Origin of the sequence: Streptomyces sp. NPDC002838 (genome assembly GCF_040295365.1) — a bacterium.
GTDB lineage: Bacteria > Actinomycetota > Actinomycetes > Streptomycetales > Streptomycetaceae > Streptomyces.
The window spans coordinates 1-19,770 of the sequence record NZ_JBEOVF010000040.1 but is presented as its reverse complement, the minus strand read 5'-3'; the positions used below and the strand labels follow the sequence as shown (position 1 = coordinate 19,770).

The following is a 19,770-nucleotide window of genomic DNA, read 5'->3' as shown; positions in this document are numbered from 1 at the left end:
GAGGCGTCCATGTCGGCCCACATCCCCACCCGGCCCCACCCGGCGCCCCGGGGCGGCGTCGACATCCGGCTGCCCTGGTGGGCCCTCGCACTGCCCACGCTCGCCTTCATCGTGCTGTTGGCCCTGATCCTGAACCCGACGGACGCGCAGGCGGCCTCCGGTGACCCCGCCGTCACCCATCTCCTCGAGCGCGTGCAGCAGCTGATAACGCGCTGAACACCCTCGGAGCCGCCCCGTCAACTCCCTGCGCCCCATGGCCTGTTTCATGCGAAGCTGGATCCCATGAGCGTCGCAGAACCCCGCAGGATTGTCCTTTTCCGGCATGCGAAGGCCGACTGGCCACAGGTGACCGACCACGAGCGGCCGCTCGCCGATCGGGGCCGAAAAGACGCGGCAGAGGCCGGACGGAGGCTGGCCGACACCGGCCTCTCCTTCGACCTGGCCCTGTGCTCCACCGCGACCCGAACGCGCGAGACCTGGAAGCTCGCCGTCCAGGAATTCCCGCAGCGGCCGAAGACCGTCTACGAGGAGCGGATCTACGAGGCCTCGCCCGGCGAGCTGATCGCCGTGCTCAACGAAACCTCCGACGACGCGCAGAACATCCTTCTCATCGGGCACAACCCCGGTGTACAGGGGCTCGCCGACATCCTGGCCGGCTCGGCCGATGAGGAGGCCCGTGAGCGGATGAGCCGCCGCGGCTTCCCGACCGCCGCCTTCGCCGTCCTGTCCTTCGAGGGCTCCTGGAAGACCCTGGAGCCGGGCGCGGCCACCCTGCTCGACTACTGGGCGCCGTCCGACTGACCCGACCCACGCACAGGGCCCGGCGCCGCAGCGGTGCCGGGCCCTTCATCGTGCGCGGCGGCCCGGCCTTCGCGGTGCGCTTCCCGGCCCGCGGCTCGGTCCGCGACACGGCTGGACCTTCGCCGTGCGATTCCCGGCCCCGCGGCCGGATCCGCGATACTGCTCAGTCCTCGTCGTGCGCGTCCGCCGCCTCGACCTCTTCGCGGGTCACGCCCAGCAGGTACAGGACCGTGTCCAGGAACGGCACGTTCACCGCCGTGTGCGCGGCCTCCCGCACCACAGGCTTGGCATTGAAGGCGACCCCGAGACCCGCCGCGTTGAGCATGTCCAGATCGTTGGCGCCGTCGCCGATCGCCACCGTCTGGGCGAGCGGCACACCCGCCTCCGCGGCGAACCGGCGCAGCAGCCGCGCCTTGCCCGCCCGGTCCACGATCTCGCCGGTGACCCTGCCGGTGAGCTTCCCGTCGACGATCTCCAGCGTGTTGGCATGGGCGAAGTCCAGCCCGAGCCGCTCCTTCAGATCGTCCGTGACCTGGGTGAAGCCGCCCGAGACGACCCCCACCTGGTAGCCGAGCCGCTTCAGCGTGCGGATCAGCGTGCGCGCGCCCGGCGTCAGCCGCACCTCGCTGCGCACCTTGTCCACCACCGAGGCGTCCAGCCCCTGCAGCAGCGCCACGCGCGCGTGCAGCGACTGCTCGAAGTCCAGCTCCCCGCGCATCGCGGCCGCCGTCACCTCGGCGACCTTGTCCTCACAGCCGGCGTGCGCGGCGAAGAGCTCGATCACCTCGTCCTGGATGAGCGTCGAGTCCACGTCCATGACGACCAGGCGCTGCGCGCGCCGGTGCAGTCCGGCCGCGACGACCGCGACGTCCACGCCGAGCGCCGCCGCGTCGGTCACCAGGGCGGTGCGCAGCGGCTCGGTCTCCACGCCGGACACCGCGAACTCCACCGCCGTCACCGGGTACTTGGCGAGCCGGAAGATACGGTCGATGTTGCCGCCGACCTTGGTGATCCTGCCCGCGATGGCCGCCGTGGCGTCCGCGGTGAGCGGATGCCCGAGCACGGTCACCAGGGAGCGTCCGAGTCCGCGCGGCCGGTTGTCGCCGCGGCCGGAGATGATCTCGGCCTGCATCTTGATCGACTCCGCCCAGCTGTGGACGGTCGCCCGCAGATCCCCCTCCAGTCCGCGCGGCGGCTCGGTCACGAGCACGCACAGCACCATCCGGCCACGGGTGACGACCTGCTCGATGTCGACCACGTCGACGGAGTAGGCGGCGAGGGTGTCGAAGAGGCCGGCCGTGATCCCTGGCCTGTCCTTGCCGAAGATCTTGACGAGGAGAGTAGGGGCGTCGGAGGACGAGGTCTGCGATGCGCTCATGGTGTTCCCACCGTATCCGGCACGCAGTGCCTTGCGCCCCTGTGGTCCGTCTGGCGGACACGGAACACTGGGCGTCAGGCCGGTGACGCGGACCTTACCAACGGGCCACATCCTCTCCGCGCTGGGGCCGGTCGACTCCCACGGCACATGCGACACATACGGCACCTGTCGCGGCCTCGGCTCGCCGCCCCGCGCCGATCACCGCCGCCCCTTCGGCCTGCCCGGCGGAGGCGGTGGTGGCGGTGGGGGCGGGGGAGGAGGCCCGTCGTCGCCCGACGGCCGGTCTCCGGGCCGTGACCTGGGGGACTTCCGGTACGACCGAGGTGGCGGCCCGATCGGCCGGGCCACCGTGGGCGCGCCGTACACGTCGTCACCGGGCGGCGGGGGGCCACCGGGCCGCCGCGCCTGGTCGGACGCCCGCTTGTCCTCCTCCGACCCCGCTTCCTCACCGGGCCGCCTCGCAGCGGGCGGCCGGTCTTGAGGCGCTCGCGCACCTCCCGGCCCCGGCCCTGCACCGGGCGGCCGCGCATCCTCCGGCTCCCTCAGCTCCTCCGGCTCCCTCAGCTCCTCCGGAACCCGCAGATACGGATTGGTGGCCGGGTTCGGCGGACGGTACGGCGCGTTGGGGGCGTACGGACCGGCCTCACCGGCGCGCTGCTCCCCGGGCTCACCGACATACCTGTGCCTCTCCGCCTGGCCGGCGTACGGCGCTCCTGCCTCGCCGGCATATGGTCCTCCGCTGTCCGGAGCGTACGGACCCCCAGCTTGGTCGGCATGTGGCTCTCGGCTTCCCCGGGCGTACGGCCCACCCGCCTCGCCGGCATATGGCCCCCCGCTGTCCCGGGCATACGGCGCACCCGCCTCGCCCTCGAACGGCGCCCCCCCGGCACCCCCAGCCACCGGCCCTCCGCCCGGCCGCGCCCACGCCACCGCACCCAGCGCCAGTGGTGCCGCCCGCTGCCCCGCCGCCCCGGTCGCACGGGCGAGCAGCGCCCCGGCGGCCCCCGCGCCCGCGCCCCACACCGCGCCGAGCAGCAGCGCCATGCCGAGGTTCCCGCGCAGGTCGATCCCGGCGCCGAGCGCGTCGAAGCCGAGCACGGACAGCGAGGCGTCCACGGACACCTCCGTCAGCCAGGCGAGCAGCGGCAGCGTCAACGCGGTCGCGACCCCGAGCCGCACAGCACACCGCCCCGCGAAACCGAGGGCACCAGGATCCCGTACGCCTCCGGAACCGGCCCTCGCGCCCACAGCGGCCCCGGACCCGGCATCCCCGCCCACACCCGCCACACCGCTGGACTCGGCACCTGCCCTGCCCCAGGACCCCGCACCCGCCGAATCCCCAGCACCCGAAGCGCCCCCAGCCTCGCCCCTCACAACCCCAACAGGCGTCCGCACAGCCATCAGCACCCCCGCCAGCAGCATCATCAGCGCCGCCGCTACCCCCAGCAGCCACACCCGTCCGTCCAGGTCGGCCAGCCGCCCCAGCGTGACGTTCTGGTCGGTGCCGGGGCTCAGGAGGTCGTCCAGCGGGTCGGGGAGCAGTCGGATCAGTTCGCCGGTCGCCTTGCCGTCCCACGGCACGAACAGACCGATCGGAATCCCCAGCCACACCCCGTTCGGCGCGCCCAGCAGCGCCGCTCCGGCGATCCGCTTCGGATGGTCGTCGCCGATCGCCGCGTACGCCGCGGCGGCGAACCCCGCGGCCACCGCCACCAGCAGCACCGTGACGAGGGCGGACGCGGCCGGCCGTACGACACGGTGCACGGCCTCCCAGCCGCGCGGCAGCGGCGTGCGGCGCGAGGCGAGCAGCGCGATCAGCAGGACCCCGGCCGACCAGCCCAGCCCGCCCAGCAGCGTGGGCGCGGTGTCGACGGTGAAGCCGACCGCGGCCTGCGCGTCGATGAGGTCGCCGATCTGGTCGGGCAGCAGCCCCTCGATGTCCCCGATGTCGCCCACCCCGGGAATCTCGATGCCGCCGCCCCCACCCCCGCCGGGCAGGTCGTCGAGCCCCAGTGAGCTCCCGTCGATCGTGATGACGTCGTGCCCCGCCCAGGCCAGCCCGCCCAGCATCGCCACGAACATCGCGACCACCGCCCCCGCACGCGCGAGGAGTTCGGACGGCGCTATCACAACTCCGGCCGCCCGCAGGGACCGTAAGAAGAACCACGACAACAGCAGCGCGCCGACGAGGCTGACACCCAGTGGCGTGATCTCGATGGCGGTCGCCGCCTCCGCGCCCGTCAACCCGAACGCCGACACATCCCCGGACGGTGTGACCGAACCACCCGCCCCAAGAGCCACCACCGCCGCGGTCATCGGCCCCAACGAGCCCGCCGTGTCCGCCTCCAGCAGATGCAGGCCGAGCGCCGCCGTGCCGGCCATACCGATCAACGCCCAGCTCACAGAGGCGATCGCGGACAGCAGGATGTCCCCCCACGGCAGCCTCGTACCGTGCTTCGCGGTCTCGACGCTCATGGACGCACTCATGGCAGACCCCCCGATCCGCGGCGCGGCCGGGTCGCCGCGCATGTCCCCCTCGCGTGGATTACCACTCTCCGGGCCGGTTTCAACCCCGTCAACGGAACCAGTCGAAGCGCGTGTGCGTGGTCTTCACAAGGCCCGACTTTCGGTCAGGGGGCGGAGCCTGAAATAGTTCCCGACGATGTTCGACATCCCTAGACTCCCTGTGATGGGGGTAACTCGGGGGACTACTCAGTGGGGCATGGAGTGCCGGAACTCGTACTGGAATTGAACGGACGGACCTGGACGCTCGATGCGTCCAGGCCATACACCCTCGGACGCGATCCGCAGGGGGACATCGTGCTCGACGACGCCAGGGTGTCCTGGCGTCACGCCACGATCAGCTGGAATGGCCGCAGTTGGGTCATCGAGGACCACGGCAGCACCAACGGCACGTTCGTGCAGGGTCAGCGGATCCATCAGCTGGAGATCGGCGCCGGCTCGGCCGTGCACCTCGGCAACGCGACCGACGGACCGCGCGTGAACGTCTCCGGCGCGGCGGCGTCCGTCGCCTCGCCGCAGGCTCAGCCCCAGCAGCCGTACGCGGCACAGGGCGCGAACCCCGGCTGGGCGCCGGCCCAACAGGCGCCGCAGGCACCGCAGCAGCAGGTCCCGCAGGCCGACTGGCAGCAGCCGCAGCAGGCCGCGCCGCAGCACGCCGCGCACATCCCGCCGCAACAGGGTCCCGGTGGTGGCGCGGGGGCGCCGCCGGTCTACGGCGATCGCAGCCCGACCACGTTCCACCAGTTCTCGCTCGGCCGAGTGATGCGCATCGGCCGTGCCCTGGAGAACGAACTGGTCGTCTCCGACCTCCAGGTCTCCCGGCACCACGCCGAGTTCCACGCCACGCCGGACGGCCGCTACGAGATCCGCGACCTCGGCTCGCACAACGGCACGTACGTCAACGGCATGCCGATCGCCAAGGGCGGCTCCACGCTGCTCGGCCCGAACGACATCGTCGGCGTCGGCCACTCCACGTTCCGCCTGGTCGGCGACCGCCTCGAGGAGTTCGTCGACACCGGTGAGATCTCCTTCTCGGCCCGGCACCTGACCGTCACGGTCGACGGCGGCAAGCAGATCCTCAAGGACGTCTCCTTCGGCGTCCCGGAGAAGTCGCTGGTCGCGGTCATCGGCCCGTCCGGCTCCGGCAAGTCGACCCTGCTCAAGGCGCTGACCGGCTACCGGCCCGCCGACCAGGGCGACGTCCTGTACGACAACCGGAACCTGTACAAGCAGTTCGCCGAGCTGCGCCAGCGCATCGGTCTGGTCCCGCAGGACGACATCCTGCACAAGGAACTGACCGTCAAGAAGGCCCTCAAGTACGCGGCCAAGCTGCGCTTCCCCGCCGACACCACGGGCGCCGAGCGCGAGGCCCGCATCGACGAGGTGCTGCGCGAGCTGAAGCTGGACATCCACAAGGAGAAGAAGGTCACCTCTCTCTCCGGCGGCCAGCGCAAGCGCGTATCCGTGGCCCTGGAGCTGCTCACCAAGCCGTCGTTGATCTTCCTGGACGAGCCGACCTCCGGCCTCGACCCGGGCATGGACCGCGACGTCATGCAGCTGCTGCGCGGCCTCGCCGACGACGGCCGCACGGTCCTCGTCGTCACCCACTCCGTGGCCGAGCTGGCGCTGTGCGACAAGCTCCTGGTGATGGCGCCGGGCGGCGCGGTCGCCTACTTCGGCCCACCCGAGGAGGCCCTGAACTTCTTCGGCTACGACACCTGGGCCGACGTCTTCTCCGCCTTCGAGAACTACCGCGACTACGACTGGGCGGGCCGCTGGAAGGGCTCGCAGCACTACCAGATGTACGCCGCGGACATCGACGCCGTCGCGCCGCAGTCCGTACAGGTTCCGCCCATGCAGGCGATGAAGCCGCCGAAGCCGCAGGGCTGGATGTCCCAGTGGGGCACGCTGGTGCGCCGCTATGTCTCGGTCATCGCCTCCGACAAGCTCTTCCTCGCCCTGATGGTGATTCAGCCGGCCGTGCTCGGCGCGGTGAGCCTGCTCATCGAGCCGGGCAACAGCCTGCTGCCCAACCAGCCCAACGCGGCGGGCCGCATCATCCCCAACGGCACGGCCACCACGGTCCTGCTGATCCTCGCGGTCGGCGCCTGCTTCGCCGGCGCCGCCAACTCCGTCCGCGAGCTGATCAAGGAACGGGTCATTTACGAGCGGGAACGCGCCACCGGCCTGTCCCGCTCGGCGTACCTGATGTCCAAGGTGTTCGTGCTCGGCATGATCACCCTGTTCCAGGGCCTGATGGTCGGTGTCATCGGCTTCACCAGCCGGGAGATCCCCGAGGAGGGCCTGGTCCTCGGCAACCTCACGCTCATCGAGCTGTCCCTGCCGATCATGGCGCTGGGCTTCACCTCGATGATGTTCGGCCTGGTCATCTCCTCGCTGGTGAAGACCGCCGAGAAGACCATGCCACTGCTGGTGATGTTCGCGATCATCCAGGTGGTGTTCACCGGCTGCCTCGTCGCCCTGCACGGCTCGATCGGCGTCAACCAGTTCTCGTTCCTGATGCCGTCGCGCTGGGCGGTCGCCGCCGCGGGCGCCACGCTGGACTTCAACAAGATCAGCCCGCCGGAGAAGCCCGGCGACACCGACCCGCTGTGGGAGCACACCCTCGGCGCCTGGGGCATGGACATGGCCGCCCTGATCGCCCTCGGCGTGATCTGCGGCTTCTTCGTGGCCCGCTTCCTGCGCCGCCACGAGCCCGAGGTCATGCGCAAGTAGCCTCCGCCGTACGACGGTGAAGGGCGGCACCCTCCCCGGTGGGGGCGCCGCCCTTCACCGTGCGGTCAGAGGCCCGCGCCGGACTCAGTACGCGCCGTTGACGTTGTCGATCGAGCCGTACTTGTCGGCCGCGTAGTTCGCGGCGGCCGTGATGTTGGCGATCGGGTCGTAGATGTTCCACGACGTGCCGGCCACGTGGTACGCCTTGAAGGTCGGCGGGATCACCTGGAGCAGGCCCTTGGAGGGCACGCCGTTGATGGCGTTGATGTCCCAGTTGTTGATCGCGTTGGGGTTGCCCGAGGACTCCCGCAGGATGTTGCGGTGCAGACCGTTGTACGAGCCCGGGATGCCCTTCTTCTTCATGATGTCCAGGGACTCGCGGATCCAGCCGTCGAGGTTGTTGGAGTAGCTCTTGGCGGCGACCGCCTTGACCTGGACGCGCTTGGCGGACCGGCTCGCGGCCTCCTTCGCCGTGCGCTCCTGCTCGGCCTTCTTCTTGGCCGCGGCCGCGGCGGCCTTCTGCTTCGCGGCGGCCTCGGCGGCCTTCTTCTTGGCGGCGGCTTCGGCCTCGGCCTTCTCCTTCGCCTGGAGGGCCTGGCTCTGGAGGCTGGCACCGGCGAGCTGCTCGCTGACGCCGGACCGGAGACCCTTGAGCTGCTCGGAGCTGTAGGCCACCGGCTTCGAGGCGGCGGCCGCCTCGGACGTGGTCGTCTGCCCGCCCGGCACCGTGGTGAACACGACGGCGGCGGCACCGAGCGTGGCTACACCGGCGATCGCGATCTTGTGCGTCCGGGTCAGGGCGCGACTGCGGTCACGAAGGGAAGTGTTCTTGGGCATGGCGGGTTGGACCTCTTCGAATAGCGCGGAGGTCGCTCATGTCCGGCGGCGGACACGGGTGCTTCCTGCACAAACGCCGCGGGCGGAACCCGCGGCGCTGAGCGACGGCAGCCATTCTTAGCGGCCGCAAAAAGGCCAGGCAAAGGTGTGACCTACTACCCCCGGTAGTGGATCAGGGAATGACAAAACGGGACAGACCAGAACGTCTGTCCCGTTCAGGGTGGAAGGGTATGTCTGCTATTTCACCTAGTACGTGATCTGCGCCCTATGTGCGGGCTCACATCGGGCATGTAACAGTCTCACCAGCAGTTGCTGAAGCAATGCTCTGTGTGAGGGCCTCCTCCGGGAGAATGAGGTGCACGTCCCCGAACTCGTGCCACAGGTAGAGCCCGCGCAGGGCCTCCGCGTAGCTGCGGTCGATCGCCGCCCGCCCGGCGACCGCCTCCAGCATCAGCAGATGCGAGGCCTCCGGCTCGTGCAGCCCGGTCAGCAGCCCGTCGACCACCCGTACGCCCCGCTCGGGCGTCACCACGAGGTCCGTCCACCCCTCGGCCGCCCGCACCACCCCGTCGGGCCCGGCGGCCGTCTCCACGGCCCGTACGGCCGTCGTACCGACCGCCACGACCCTGCCGCCCGCCGGTCTCCCACCACCACCCTTCACAGGAAGCGCTTCGCGCCTTATTTGATTCGCTTTCACCGCGTTGATCAGCCGCGCCGACGCCTCCGGCACCGCGAAGCGCTCCGGATACGGCGGCTCGTGCGCCTCCGCCGAGGCCACCCCGGTGTGCAGCGTGATCGGCGCGAACTGCACACCCCGGCTCACCAGCTCCGCCACCAGCCGCGCGGTGAAGGGCCGCGCCGCACTCGGCATCTCCGCACTGCCCGACCCGTCGCCGGACGGCAGCGCGAACACCGTCTGGTACACGGACAACGGCTGGTCCCGCTCCGTATAGGAGTAACGAATCGGCCGCCCGTGCTCCCGCAGCATCCCGAGGACCCCCGCCCCCGACACCCGCGCCCACCACAGCCGCTCGCTCCCCGGGCTCACCGGCTCCTCCAGAACCAGCCGCACACCCCCGGGCAGCCGCACCAGCGTCCCCGCGGGACCGCCGGCACGCGCGCGCGTGGTGCCCTTCCGGTCGGCGTCCCGCAGCTCGACCGCCCACCGCCCGTCGTCCCCGCGCGTGGAGAAGTGCACCACCACACGCGCGTGCCCGGTCCACCCGTCCACGGCGGCAGCCAGCGTGGGAGACGTGTTGACGACCAACAGGTCCCCCGCGCGCAGCAGCCGGGGCAGTTCGACGAACGCGTGATGCGACACCTCACTGCCACGCGACACGAGCAGCCGTACCGCGTCCCGGTCGAGCCCGGCTCCACGCTGCTCGACCGGCACCCGGGCCGACAGCTCCTCCGGCACCTTCCCCCACTCTCGAACGGGCTCGAGCGGGGGCACCCCCATCGCCAGCGTCATCGCCCCTCCAGCAGGGCGGGAGCCCCGTAGCGCCCGCTCGCGGGACGCTCCTCCAGCAGCCGCAGGAACGCCGGGACCACACTGGCCGGCTCCGGCCGCGGATCCTCGTCCTCCGGTACGGCCGCCGCGTACAGGTCCGTGGCCATGTCCCCGGGATCCACCGCCCAGACCCGCAGCCCGGGCTCCTCCGCGGCGAACACCGCCGCCAGGTGGTCCAGGGCCGCCTTCGACGCCCCGTAGCCGCCCCACGTCTCGTACGCCTCGGCGGCCGCGTCCGAGCTGACCGCGATCACCGTGCCCGCCGCGGACGCCCGCAGCAGCGGCAGCCCCTCCTGGGCCAGCCCCAGCGCGGCCACCACGTTCACCTCCAGCGCTCGCCGCAGCCCCTCCAGCGGCAGCTCCGCCAGCCGGACCAGCGGCTCGGCGCCCAGCGCGCTCGCGTTGTTCACCAGCAGGTCGAGCCCGCCGAGCTGCCGCGCCGCCGCCACCAGCTCGCTCCGGTGCCGGGCGTCCGTGACGTCCCCCGGCAGGGCGGTCACGCGCGTCCTGTGCGCGGACACGGCCTCCGCCGCCTCCTTGAGGGCCTGAGCGCCTCTGGCGTCGAGCACCAGATCCCAGCCGCGCGCGGCCAGCGCCTCGGCGAGCGCCCGCCCCAGCCCCTTCGAGGCCCCCGTGATGATCGCTACCGGCATGACACACGTCCCCTCGTCTTCGACGCCTCCTGATCGGCGTGACCCCAACGTAGGAACGACACCGCCCGGGCCGCCTCGGACGCGGGCAGCAAAGCGGCGGGGTCCTTCGCCCTAGGCCCACCGGCCTAGGAAGCGGCCGCCACAGGTCCGATACGGACTGTCACACCCCGCCGGTACCGTGAGGGCATGAGTCAAGGCCCCCGGTCCGGCCTCGCCGCGGTGAGCTCCGCGCTGCTGGCCATGAGCAGGCACCTCGAGGTGCGCGACGTCCTCAAGACGATCGTCGCCTCGGCCCGCGAGCTGCTCGACGCGCAGTACGCCGCGCTCGGCGTCCCGGACGACCACGGCGGCTTCGCCCAGTTCGTGGTCGACGGCGTCAGCGACGAGCAGTGGAAGGCCATCGGCCCCCTGCCACGCCAGCACGGCATCCTCGCGGCGATGCTGCACGAGGCCAGGCCCGAGCGCCTCGCAGACGTGCGCAAGGACCCCCGCTTCGAGGGGTGGCCGTCCGCTCACCCCGACCTGGCCGACTTCCTGGGCCTGCCGATCCGCGACGGCGACGAGGTCATCGGCGCCCTCTTCCTGGCCAACAAGAACTGCCAAAAACAAGAAGGCAGTTGCGGCTTCACAGAGGACGACGAGGAACTGCTCTCCATCCTCGCCCAGCACGCCGCGATCGCGTTGACCAACGCCAGGCTCTACGAACGCAGCCGCGAACTGACGATCGCCGAGGAACGCTCGCGCCTCGCGCACGAACTGCACGACGCGGTCAGCCAGAAGCTGTTCTCCCTGCGCCTGACCGCCCAGGCGGCCGCCACTCTGGTCGACCGCGACCCGTCGCGTGCCAAGGGCGAGCTCCAGCAGGCGGCCGCGCTCGCCGCCGAGGCCGCCGACGAACTGCGCGCCGCCGTCGTCGAGTTGCGCCCCGCGGCACTCGACGAGGACGGCCTGGTCGCGACCCTCCGCACCCAGATCCAGGTCCTGGACCGTGCCCACGCCGCCCGTGTGACCTTCGACGGCCGAGGCGTCCGCGCCCTGCCCGCCGCCCAGGAGGAGGCACTGCTCCGGGTTGCCCAGGAGGCCCTGCACAACGCCCTGCGGCACTCCGGAGCCGAGCACGTCGACGTGACCCTGGACCGGCGCGGCAGCGGAGTCGTCCTGCGGGTCACCGACGACGGCAGCGGCTTCGACCCGCAGGGGATACGCAGCGCGGGACGCCATCTGGGCCTGGTCTCCATGCGGGACCGGGCGAGCGGGGTCGGCGGCGCGCTGACCGTGGAATCGGCGCCCGGCAAGGGCACCACGATCGAGATGGAGGTCCCCGGTGGCTGACGCAATCAAGGTGCTGCTCGTCGACGACCACCAAGTGGTCCGCCGGGGGCTGCGCACGTTCCTCGAAGTGCAGGACGACATCGAGGTCGTGGGCGAGGCGGCCGACGGAGCCGAAGGCGTCGCCCGCGCCGAGGAGCTGAAACCCGACGTCGTCCTCATGGACGTCAAGATGCCGGGCATGGACGGCGTCGACGCCCTGCGCAAGCTCCGCGAACTCGACAACCCCGCGCGCGTGCTGATCGTCACCAGCTTCACCGAACAGCGCACGGTCGTCCCGGCCCTGCGCGCCGGCGCCGCCGGGTACGTCTACAAGGACGTCGACCCCGACGCCCTGGCCGGCGCCATCCGCTCCGTGCACGCCGGCCACATCCTGCTGCAGCCCGAGGTGGCGGGCGCCCTGTTGTCCCAGGAGGAGAGCAACACCGGCCAGGGCAGAGGCGGTTCGCTCACCGAGCGGGAGCGCGAGGTCCTCGGGCTGATAGCGGACGGCCGCTCCAACCGGGAGATCGCCCGCGCGCTCGTCCTCTCCGAGAAGACCGTCAAGACGCACGTCTCGAACATCCTGATGAAACTCGACCTCGCCGACCGCACCCAGGCCGCCCTGTGGGCCGTACGCCATGGTGTGACCGGCTGAAATACGCTTCAAATGGCAATACGGAGGGTTCCGCTCCGGACTGAGATTCATACCGTCGTGGGAATGTCCCCCGGATGGCGCATCCTTCGCGGATCTCCGCCGTTCTCCAGTGCGTGCTGCGGCGACTGGCCGTGGCAATCGCTAGGAGGGCTTAGAAGTGAAGAACCTGAAGAAGGCAGCGGCCGTGACGATGGTGGCCGGCGGTCTGCTCGCCGCCGGTGCCGGAATGGCCTCCGCCACCGACGGCGCGCACGCCGACGGCAAGGCCGTGGGCTCGCCCGGCGTCGCCTCGGGCAACCTCGTCCAGGCCCCGGTGGACATCCCCGTGAACGCGGTCGGCAACAGCGTGAACGTCGTCGGCGTGCTGAACCCCGCCTTCGGCAACGAGGGCGTCAACCACTGACCGATGCCGCCCAGCGGCCAGTGACCTCCGGCCTCCCGGGCACGCCCGGGAGGCCGGTCAGTTTTGCCGCTGGTACGCCACAGGCGGTGGCGCCCGCCCCGCCGCGTGCAGCCGATCCCGCCCAGCCGTGGTCAGCCGACGCCGTCAGGCCGCCGCGCTGCCCCCGCTGGCCGTCAGGCTGCGGTGCCGCCCCCGCCCGGCCGTCAGGCTGCGGTCAGCCGCTCCGCGTCAGCTGCGGGCAGTCGTGCCGCTGGGGCGGCTCCCGACCCAAGGAGAGGCGGCACCTCGTAAGCGCCGGGCTGCGCGACCCACCCCCGCCCGGCCTCACGCCGGGACACCAGCAAACAGAGGCTCACCGCACCCCCTTCTCCCGCTCCTCCACATACGCGTTGTAAGCCGCCACAGCAGCCCGCCGAGCCGTCCGCTCCACCGGCCGCAACGCAACTCCCCGCGCCGCCATCTCGGACGCGCTCACCGCACCCCCGGGCCCGTTCTCAGACGCCAGCGACACCAGGAACCCCACCCGCTGCGCCAACTCCAGCACCCGCACCGCCCGGCCCGGATACCCCGGCGCCAACATCTCCCGCCCCCGCTCGGCCCGCGCCCGATACGCCTCGATCGCCGCCTCCGCCACCGGCCCCGACCCGGCCACATCCAGCCGAGTGAGCACCTCGGTCGCCTCCCGCAGCGCCTCCGCCAGCTCCCGCTCGGCCTCCCCGAGCGACGGCACATCGGCAGGCGGCGCCTCCCGCACGGGAAGCACATGCCACACCACCTCGACATGAACATCACCGGCGGGCCCGGCCTCGTACACCTCGGGCACCAGCCCCAGCGCGACGCCGTGACAGACGACCGCCTCCTCCGCGTCCAGCGCCCGCGCGTTGAACTCCGGCGGCCCGCTCAGCCCCAGCGGATGCCCGGGCGCGGGCAGCGCGACCCGCAGCCCCGTCACACCGAGCGACCGCAGCCGCCCCAGCGCGAGCGTGAGCCCGACGGGCGCCGTCTCACCCGGCAGCCCCTCGACCCGGTGCACCGCGTCCTCCCCGACGATCGCGAGCACGGCGTCATCCGGCGAGACAAGTCCGGCCAACAGGGCATTTCCCCAAGCGGCAAGGCGTCCAGAGCGTGGTTCCGTGAGCATGCCCCCACCCTAAGGACCGGACCGATGGAATGTCCGGGCCCACCCGTGGCGTAGATTTCCTTGAGGGCTGCGCCCACCGGCGCGGCGGACCGAGCCACAGGCGTACGCGACAGCCGAGACCGGCCACACTGCAAGGGGAGACAACGCGCTCATGAGCGATGTTCTGGAGCTTCAGGACGTATCCGTGGTCCGCGAGGGCCGGGCTCTGGTGGACCAGGTCTCCTGGTCGGTGAAGGAGGGCGAGCGCTGGGTCATCCTGGGCCCGAACGGCGCCGGCAAGACCACCCTCCTGAACGTCGCCTCCAGCTATGTCTACCCCAGCAAGGGCACCGCCACCATCCTCGGCGAGACCCTCGGCACGCCCGGCACCGACGTCTTCGAGCTGCGCCCGCGCATCGGCATGGCCGGCATCGCCATGGCCGACAAGCTGCCCAAGCGCCAGACCGTCCTGCAGACCGTGCTGACCGCCGCGTACGGCATGACGGCCACCTGGCAGGAGGACTACGAGGAGATCGACGAGCAGCGCGCCCGCGCCTTCCTCGACCGCCTCGGCATGAGCGACTACCTGGAGCGCAAGTTCGGCACGCTCTCCGAGGGCGAGCGCAAGCGCACCCTCATCGCCCGCGCCCTGATGACCGACCCCGAGCTGCTCCTGCTCGACGAGCCCGCAGCCGGCCTCGACCTCGGCGGCCGCGAGGACCTCGTACGCCGTCTCGGCCGCCTCGCCCGCGACCCGATCGCCCCCTCGATGCTGATGGTCACCCACCACGTCGAGGAGATCGCCCCCGGCTTCACCCACGTCCTGATGATCCGCCAGGGCAAGGTCCTCGCCGCCGGCCCGCTGGAGTTGGAGCTCACCTCCCGCAACCTCTCCCTCTGCTTCGGCCTCCCACTCGTCGTCGAACAGGTGGGCGACCGCTGGACCGCACAGGGTCTCCCGATGTCCTGACACCCCCAACTCCCGGGTAAGAAGCCCGTTTCAAGCACCCTGCGCCCTGTCGGAGGCAGGGCCCGCGGACCTACCATGACCATGTGAACGACATCGACGCATGGGTGTGGTGGCTCATCGGCGCGGCAGTGCTCGGAATCCCGCTCGTGGTGACGGCGATGCCAGAACTCGGCATGCTCGCCGTGGGCGCCCTCGCCGCCGCGGCCACGGCCGGACTCGGCGGCGGCGTCGTCGTCCAAGTGCTCGTCTTCGCCGTCGTCTCGGTCGCCCTCATCGCCGTAGTACGGCCCATCGCCACCCGGCACCGCGCGCAGCGACCCGAACTCGCCACAGGGGTGGACGCCTTGAAGGGCAAACAGGCCGTCGTACTGGAGCGCGTCCACGGCTCCGGCGGCCGGATCAAGCTCGCCGGGGAAGTCTGGTCGGCCCGCTCCCTCGACACCGACCGCGCCTACGAAGTAGGCCAGGAAGTGGACGTCGTGGACATCGAGGGGGCCACGGCGATCGTCATGTGACCTCGTCAGTTGGGGCAGGACGTAACTGAACCGAACGCACCACGAGGTACGCGACGGTCTGTCACACTCGACCAGCAAGATCTTCAACAAGCATAAGATCTTTCCGAAGGCGCCTAGGCGGAGAAGGGTACGGGGAGAGCACGATGGAACCGGTCATCATCGTCTTGATCATTCTGGTGGTGTTGGTCTTCATCGCCCTGATCAAGACGATCCAGGTCATCCCGCAGGCGAGCGCCGCCATTGTTGAGCGCTTCGGCCGCTACACGCGGACACTCAATGCGGGACTCAACATCGTCGTCCCGTTCATCGACACCATCCGCAACCGCATCGACCTGCGTGAACAGGTCGTTCCCTTCCCGCCCCAGCCGGTGATCACCCAGGACAACCTGGTGGTGAACATCGACACGGTCATCTACTACCAGGTGACCGACGCCCGGGCGGCGACCTACGAAGTCGCCAGCTACATCCAGGCGATCGAGCAGCTCACCGTCACCACGCTCCGCAACATCATCGGTGGCATGGACCTGGAGCGGACCCTGACCTCCCGCGAGGAGATCAACGCAGCCCTGCGCGGCGTCCTCGACGAGGCCACCGGCAAGTGGGGCATCCGCGTCAACCGCGTGGAACTGAAGGCCATCGAGCCCCCGACCTCCATCCAGGACTCGATGGAGAAGCAGATGCGCGCCGACCGTGACAAGCGCGCCGCGATCCTCACCGCCGAAGGTACGCGCCAGGCCGCGATCCTCACCGCCGAAGGTGAGAAGCAGTCCCAGATCCTGCGCGCCGAGGGTGAGGCCAAGGCCGCCGCCCTGCGCGCCGAGGGCGAGGCCCAGGCCATTCGTACGGTCTTCGAGTCCATCCACGCCGGAGACGCGGACCAGAAGCTCCTCGCCTACCAGTACCTCCAGATGCTCCCGAAGATCGCTGAGGGCGACGCCAACAAGCTGTGGATCGTGCCCAGCGAGATCGGCGACGCGCTCAAGGGACTGAGCGGTGCCATGGGCAACTTCGGCCCCATGGTCGGAGGTTCGGGCGGTTCGGGCAACGGCGGCGCGGGCACGGAACGCCGCGAGAAGCCGTCGATCGACTGACGACGTTCTGGTACGAGACCGGGGCCCGCCTCCTGCTTCGGGAGGCGGGCCCCGGATCTACGTACGGCTGCGGCCTAGGCCGCCGGCTGTGCCAGCCACTCCGGCAGCGCGGCGAAGTCGTCCTGTCCCAGAGCCAGCAACATCGCGTCCGCCGGCGTCGGCTCGAACGGCTCCCGCAGCAGCGGCATACCCGCCTGCTCCGGAGTCCGGTTGGCCTTGCGGTGGTTGTCCTCCGCGCACGAGGCCACCGTGTTCAGCCAGGTGTCCTGACCCCCCTGCGACCGCGGCACCACGTGGTCCACGGTCGTCGCCCGCCTGCCGCAGTACGCGCACCGGTGCCGGTCGCGCACCAGAACGCCTCGCCTCGACCACGGAGCTTGTCTTCGGAACGGCACCCGTACGTACCTGCACAGCCTGATCACCCGGGGCGCCGGTATGTCGACCACCGCTCCCCGCATGCGCAGTTCGGGGTGGGACTGCTCGACGACGGCCTTGTCCTGAAGCACCAGAACGACGGCTCGGTTCAACGTCACCGTCGACAGCGGCTCGAAGCTCGCGTTCAGTACCAGCGTGTCCCGCATCACCAGCCCACCTCCCGTGTGCACCGGCCCACCCCATGGCGGGCTGGGATCAACTCTGGCCGGGCACGCCGAGATGGACAACGCAATATCTGCTGCTCCCACGGGGGGTGACCCCCGCGACCCCCGGCAACAAAAATGCCCGCCCCTGATCACTTCCAAGACCAGGGGCGGGCAAACGTTCCATGAACGTCAGGCTTCGGCGGGCACCTCGTACTCACCGATCAGCTGGGCGCGCGCGATCGTGTGGAACCGCAGGTTGAAGCCCACAAAGGCAGGCGTCGCGTCCGCGTCGGGACCGAGCTTCTCCTGGTCCACGGCGTACACGGTGAACACGTACCGGTGCGGTCCGTCCCCGGGCGGTGGCGCGGCGCCACCGAAGTCCTTCGTCCCGTAGTCGTTCCGAGCCTGTACGGCGCCCTCCGGCAGCCCTTCGAACTTGCCGCTGCCCGCACCCACCGGCAGCTCGGTAACCGAGGCCGGAATGTCGAACACCACCCAGTGCCAGAACCCGCTGCCCGTCGGGGCGTCGGGGTCGTAGCAGGTCACGGCGAAGCTCTTGGTCTCGGGCGGGAAGCCCTCCCACCGCAGATGCGGCGAGGTGTTGCCGGCCGCGTAGACCTGAGCGTCCTTGAGCGTCGCGCCCTCCGCGACGTCCTCGCTCGTCACCGTGAACGACGGCACGGGCGGATGGAAGTCGTGGGGGAGCGGCCGCCTCTTGAGCTCGGTCACCTCGGTACCTCCTGATCGGTTCTGGAGTCAGTGGTTCCGAGCCTAGAACCAGTTGCGCTTGCTGCCGACTTCGGACAGCCACTGGTTGAGGTACGCCGCCCAGTCGGTGCTCTGGTAGTCGTGCAGACCCACCTGGAACGAGCGGAAGGTGTCACTGCCCTCGCTGAACAGACCCGGCTTCTTGTCCATCTCCAGGACGACGTCCATCACGCTCTCGTCCGCGACGAAGCTCAGCTCGACCTGGTTCAGCCCCCGGTACTGCTGCGGCGGCAGGAATTCGATCTCCTGGTAGAACGGCAGCTTCTGCCGCGTCCCGCGAATGCGGCCGCGTTCCATGTCCGCGTTCTTGAAACGGAAGCCCAGCTGGATGAACGCGTCCAGAATCGCCTTCTGCGCGGGCAGCGGGTGCACGTGGAGCGGGTCCAGGTCACCGGAGTCCACCGCGCGGGCGATCTCCAGCTCCGTGGACACACCGATGTGCATCGACGGCAGTGCGTGCCCGTCGATCATTGTGATCGGCGTCTCCCACGGGATCTCCAGCCCGAACGGCACCGCGTGCACGGCGTTCGCCTTCAGCTCGAAGGCCCCGCCGAGCTGCTGCTTGGTGAACTCGATGTCCTGCTTGTACTCCTGGTCGCCGCTCTCGACCTCGACCTTGGCCTGCAACCCGACCGACAGCGCCTCGATCTGCTGGTCGACGGACCCGCCCTGGATCCGCACCTCACCCTGGACGACACCGCCCGGAACGACGTTGACCTCGGTCAGCACCGTTTCCACCGAAGCCCCGCCGGCCCCCAGGCTCGCGAGCAGCTTCTTGAACGCCATGTCTCTCCCTCGTCCTGCTTCTTGAGCTTCCTGCGCTTCACCCGCGCGGGTCCTTGATCCATACAAACGCAATCCGGCCGCGGCCGGTTCCGCGCCCTCACCCTGGCAAGGCGAACGCCCCCTGACCACCCCGGTGCACCCACCCGTCTGCACTACCCTCGGAGAGCATGATCGCGACCCCCGACCGTACGCCCCTGCCCCGAGAGTTCTTCGACCGGCCCGTACTGGAGGTCGCACCCGACCTACTGGGCCGCATCCTCGTGCGCACCACCCCGGACGGTCCGATCACGCTCCGCCTCACGGAGGTAGAGGCCTACGACGGCCCGAACGACCCCGGCTCCCACGCCTATCGCGGCCGCACGGCCCGCAACGGCGTGATGTTCGGTCCGCCCGGACACGTGTACGTCTACTTCACCTATGGCATGTGGTTCTGCATGAACCTCGTGTGCGGTCCGGAGGGCCGAGCCAGCGCCGTCCTCCTCCGCGCCGGAGAGATCATCGAAGGAGCCGAACTGGCTCGCAAACGTCGACTCTCGGCCCGAAACGACAATGAACTGGCCAAAGGCCCGGCCCGCCTGGCCACGGCCCTCGACGTCGACAGAGCCCTGGACGGCACGGACGCGTGCGCGGCCGGCGATACGCCGCTGCGGGTGCTGACCGGTAGCTCCGTGCCCCCCGACCAGGTACTCAGCGGCCCGCGCACCGGCGTGGCCGGCGACGGTGGCGTCCATCCCTGGCGTTACTGGATCGCCAACGACCCGACGGTGAGCCCTTATCGGGCCCACGTCCCCAGGCGCCGCCGAAGTTGACTCGCCCTTCGAAGATGCGTAATGTGGCCCGAGCCGCTTGACCCGGGTACGGCGAAAGCCAGCAGCCGGAAGCGGCCAACCCACTACCTACGACTTCCCTCCAGCGAGGGCGAATTCGGTATGCCCGCATGCCTGAATTCAGACTCGCGGAACTCGATTATGAGTTGGCTCGGGAATCGGTTAACGTAGTGAATGTCGAAAGGCCCCGCCGACTGGGAATCAGGCCCGAAAGGATCTGATAGAGTCGGAAACGCAAGACCGAAGGGAAGCGCCCGGAGGAAAGCCGCGAGAGAGTCTCTCGGGTGAGTACGAAGGAAGCGTCC

At 70.5% G+C, this 19,770-nt stretch carries 18 protein-coding genes and 1 pseudogene; 10 read left to right on the top strand and 9 right to left on the bottom strand.

Going from position 1 to position 19,770, the window contains the following annotated elements; all coding sequences use genetic code 11:
• Positions 1 to 9 precede the first annotated feature (9 nt).
• Positions 10 to 216 carry a hypothetical protein gene (locus ABT063_RS37120; protein ID WP_351064749.1) on the top strand — a complete coding sequence of 69 codons (207 nt, stop codon included), beginning with the start codon at positions 10 to 12 and terminating at the stop codon, positions 214 to 216.
• A gap of 66 nt (positions 217 to 282) precedes the next feature.
• Entirely contained in the window at positions 283 to 801 is a 519-nt protein-coding gene (locus ABT063_RS37115; protein WP_351064747.1) for a SixA phosphatase family protein, read from the top strand.
• A 163-nt stretch (positions 802 to 964) separates the two neighbouring features.
• On the opposite strand, the gene serB is transcribed toward ABT063_RS37115, so the two are convergent.
• Both serB and ABT063_RS37105 read right to left on the bottom strand, forming a co-directional pair.
• The gene (gene serB / locus ABT063_RS37110) at positions 965 to 2,179 is read right to left on the bottom strand and encodes a phosphoserine phosphatase SerB (RefSeq protein ID WP_351064746.1); all 1,215 of its coding nucleotides are present in this window, start codon (positions 2,177 to 2,179) and stop codon (positions 965 to 967) included.
• A gap of 198 nt (positions 2,180 to 2,377) precedes the next feature.
• Positions 2,378 to 4,654, bottom strand: a complete 2,277-nt coding sequence (locus ABT063_RS37105) for a streptophobe family protein (RefSeq protein WP_351064744.1) — start codon at positions 4,652 to 4,654, stop codon at positions 2,378 to 2,380.
• Between the two features lie 252 nt (positions 4,655 to 4,906).
• Between ABT063_RS37105 and ABT063_RS37100 the strand changes: the two genes are divergently transcribed.
• Positions 4,907 to 7,438, top strand: coding sequence for an ABC transporter ATP-binding protein/permease (locus ABT063_RS37100; RefSeq protein ID WP_351064742.1), 2,532 nt, complete (start codon positions 4,907 to 4,909; stop codon positions 7,436 to 7,438).
• Between the two features lie 84 nt (positions 7,439 to 7,522).
• Here the strand turns inward: ABT063_RS37100 and ABT063_RS37095 are convergent, their stop codons facing one another.
• The 3 genes and pseudogenes from ABT063_RS37095 to ABT063_RS37085 all read right to left on the bottom strand — a co-directional run bounded on the left by ABT063_RS37095 (position 7,523) and on the right by ABT063_RS37085 (position 10,438).
• Positions 7,523 to 8,275 carry a transglycosylase SLT domain-containing protein gene (locus tag ABT063_RS37095; RefSeq protein WP_351064740.1) on the bottom strand — a complete coding sequence of 251 codons (753 nt, stop codon included), beginning with the start codon at positions 8,273 to 8,275 and terminating at the stop codon, positions 7,523 to 7,525.
• A gap of 299 nt (positions 8,276 to 8,574) precedes the next feature.
• A pseudogene (locus ABT063_RS37090) lies at positions 8,575 to 9,746 on the bottom strand (S-adenosylmethionine:tRNA ribosyltransferase-isomerase).
• Complete coding sequence (locus ABT063_RS37085) at positions 9,743 to 10,438, bottom strand: SDR family NAD(P)-dependent oxidoreductase (RefSeq protein ID WP_351064738.1); 696 nt, start codon at positions 10,436 to 10,438, stop codon at positions 9,743 to 9,745. The pseudogene ABT063_RS37090 and the gene ABT063_RS37085 overlap by 4 nt, the downstream one beginning before the upstream one ends.
• Positions 10,439 to 10,624: 186 nt before the next feature.
• Between ABT063_RS37085 and ABT063_RS37080 the strand changes: the two genes are divergently transcribed.
• The 3 genes from ABT063_RS37080 (at position 10,625) to chpE (ending at position 12,807) form a co-directional block, all read left to right on the top strand.
• The gene (locus ABT063_RS37080; RefSeq protein WP_351064736.1) at positions 10,625 to 11,770 is read left to right on the top strand and encodes a GAF domain-containing sensor histidine kinase; all 1,146 of its coding nucleotides are present in this window, start codon (positions 10,625 to 10,627) and stop codon (positions 11,768 to 11,770) included.
• Entirely contained in the window at positions 11,763 to 12,404 is a 642-nt protein-coding gene (locus ABT063_RS37075) for a response regulator (RefSeq protein WP_351064735.1), read from the top strand. Before ABT063_RS37080 ends, ABT063_RS37075 begins: the two co-directional genes overlap by 8 nt.
• Positions 12,405 to 12,561: 157 nt before the next feature.
• Positions 12,562 to 12,807: a chaplin ChpE gene (gene chpE / locus ABT063_RS37070; RefSeq protein WP_351064734.1), complete on the top strand. Its 246-nt coding sequence runs from the start codon at positions 12,562 to 12,564 to the stop codon at positions 12,805 to 12,807.
• Between the two features lie 352 nt (positions 12,808 to 13,159).
• On the opposite strand, the gene ABT063_RS37065 is transcribed toward chpE, so the two are convergent.
• The gene (locus tag ABT063_RS37065; RefSeq protein ID WP_351064732.1) at positions 13,160 to 13,948 is read right to left on the bottom strand and encodes an Rv1486c family protein; all 789 of its coding nucleotides are present in this window, start codon (positions 13,946 to 13,948) and stop codon (positions 13,160 to 13,162) included.
• Positions 13,949 to 14,099: 151 nt separating this feature from the next.
• Between ABT063_RS37065 and ABT063_RS37060 the strand changes: the two genes are divergently transcribed.
• The 3 genes from ABT063_RS37060 to ABT063_RS37050 all read left to right on the top strand — a co-directional run bounded on the left by ABT063_RS37060 (position 14,100) and on the right by ABT063_RS37050 (position 16,503).
• Positions 14,100 to 14,897 carry an ABC transporter ATP-binding protein gene (locus ABT063_RS37060; RefSeq protein WP_351064730.1) on the top strand — a complete coding sequence of 266 codons (798 nt, stop codon included), beginning with the start codon at positions 14,100 to 14,102 and terminating at the stop codon, positions 14,895 to 14,897.
• Positions 14,898 to 14,980: 83 nt separating this feature from the next.
• Positions 14,981 to 15,412 (top strand): NfeD family protein, encoded by a 432-nt coding sequence (locus ABT063_RS37055; RefSeq protein WP_351064728.1) that lies wholly within the window; start codon positions 14,981 to 14,983, stop codon positions 15,410 to 15,412.
• A gap of 143 nt (positions 15,413 to 15,555) precedes the next feature.
• Positions 15,556 to 16,503, top strand: coding sequence for an SPFH domain-containing protein (locus ABT063_RS37050; protein ID WP_351064727.1), 948 nt, complete (start codon positions 15,556 to 15,558; stop codon positions 16,501 to 16,503).
• A 74-nt stretch (positions 16,504 to 16,577) separates the two neighbouring features.
• On the opposite strand, the gene ABT063_RS37045 is transcribed toward ABT063_RS37050, so the two are convergent.
• The 3 genes from ABT063_RS37045 to ABT063_RS37035 all read right to left on the bottom strand — a co-directional run bounded on the left by ABT063_RS37045 (position 16,578) and on the right by ABT063_RS37035 (position 18,638).
• A complete protein-coding gene (locus ABT063_RS37045; protein ID WP_351064725.1) occupies positions 16,578 to 17,084 on the bottom strand; it encodes an HNH endonuclease in 507 nt (168 codons plus the stop codon).
• 189 nt (positions 17,085 to 17,273) lie between these two features.
• Positions 17,274 to 17,813 carry a YbhB/YbcL family Raf kinase inhibitor-like protein gene (locus ABT063_RS37040; RefSeq protein ID WP_351064723.1) on the bottom strand — a complete coding sequence of 180 codons (540 nt, stop codon included), beginning with the start codon at positions 17,811 to 17,813 and terminating at the stop codon, positions 17,274 to 17,276.
• A gap of 42 nt (positions 17,814 to 17,855) precedes the next feature.
• On the bottom strand, positions 17,856 to 18,638 hold the full coding sequence (locus ABT063_RS37035; RefSeq protein WP_351064721.1) for a sporulation protein: 783 nt from the start codon (positions 18,636 to 18,638) through the stop codon (positions 17,856 to 17,858).
• Positions 18,639 to 18,805: 167 nt separating this feature from the next.
• On the opposite strand from ABT063_RS37035, the gene ABT063_RS37030 reads away from it, so the two are divergent.
• Positions 18,806 to 19,447, top strand: coding sequence for a DNA-3-methyladenine glycosylase (locus tag ABT063_RS37030; protein ID WP_351064719.1), 642 nt, complete (start codon positions 18,806 to 18,808; stop codon positions 19,445 to 19,447).
• Positions 19,448 to 19,770: the final 323 nt, after the last annotated feature.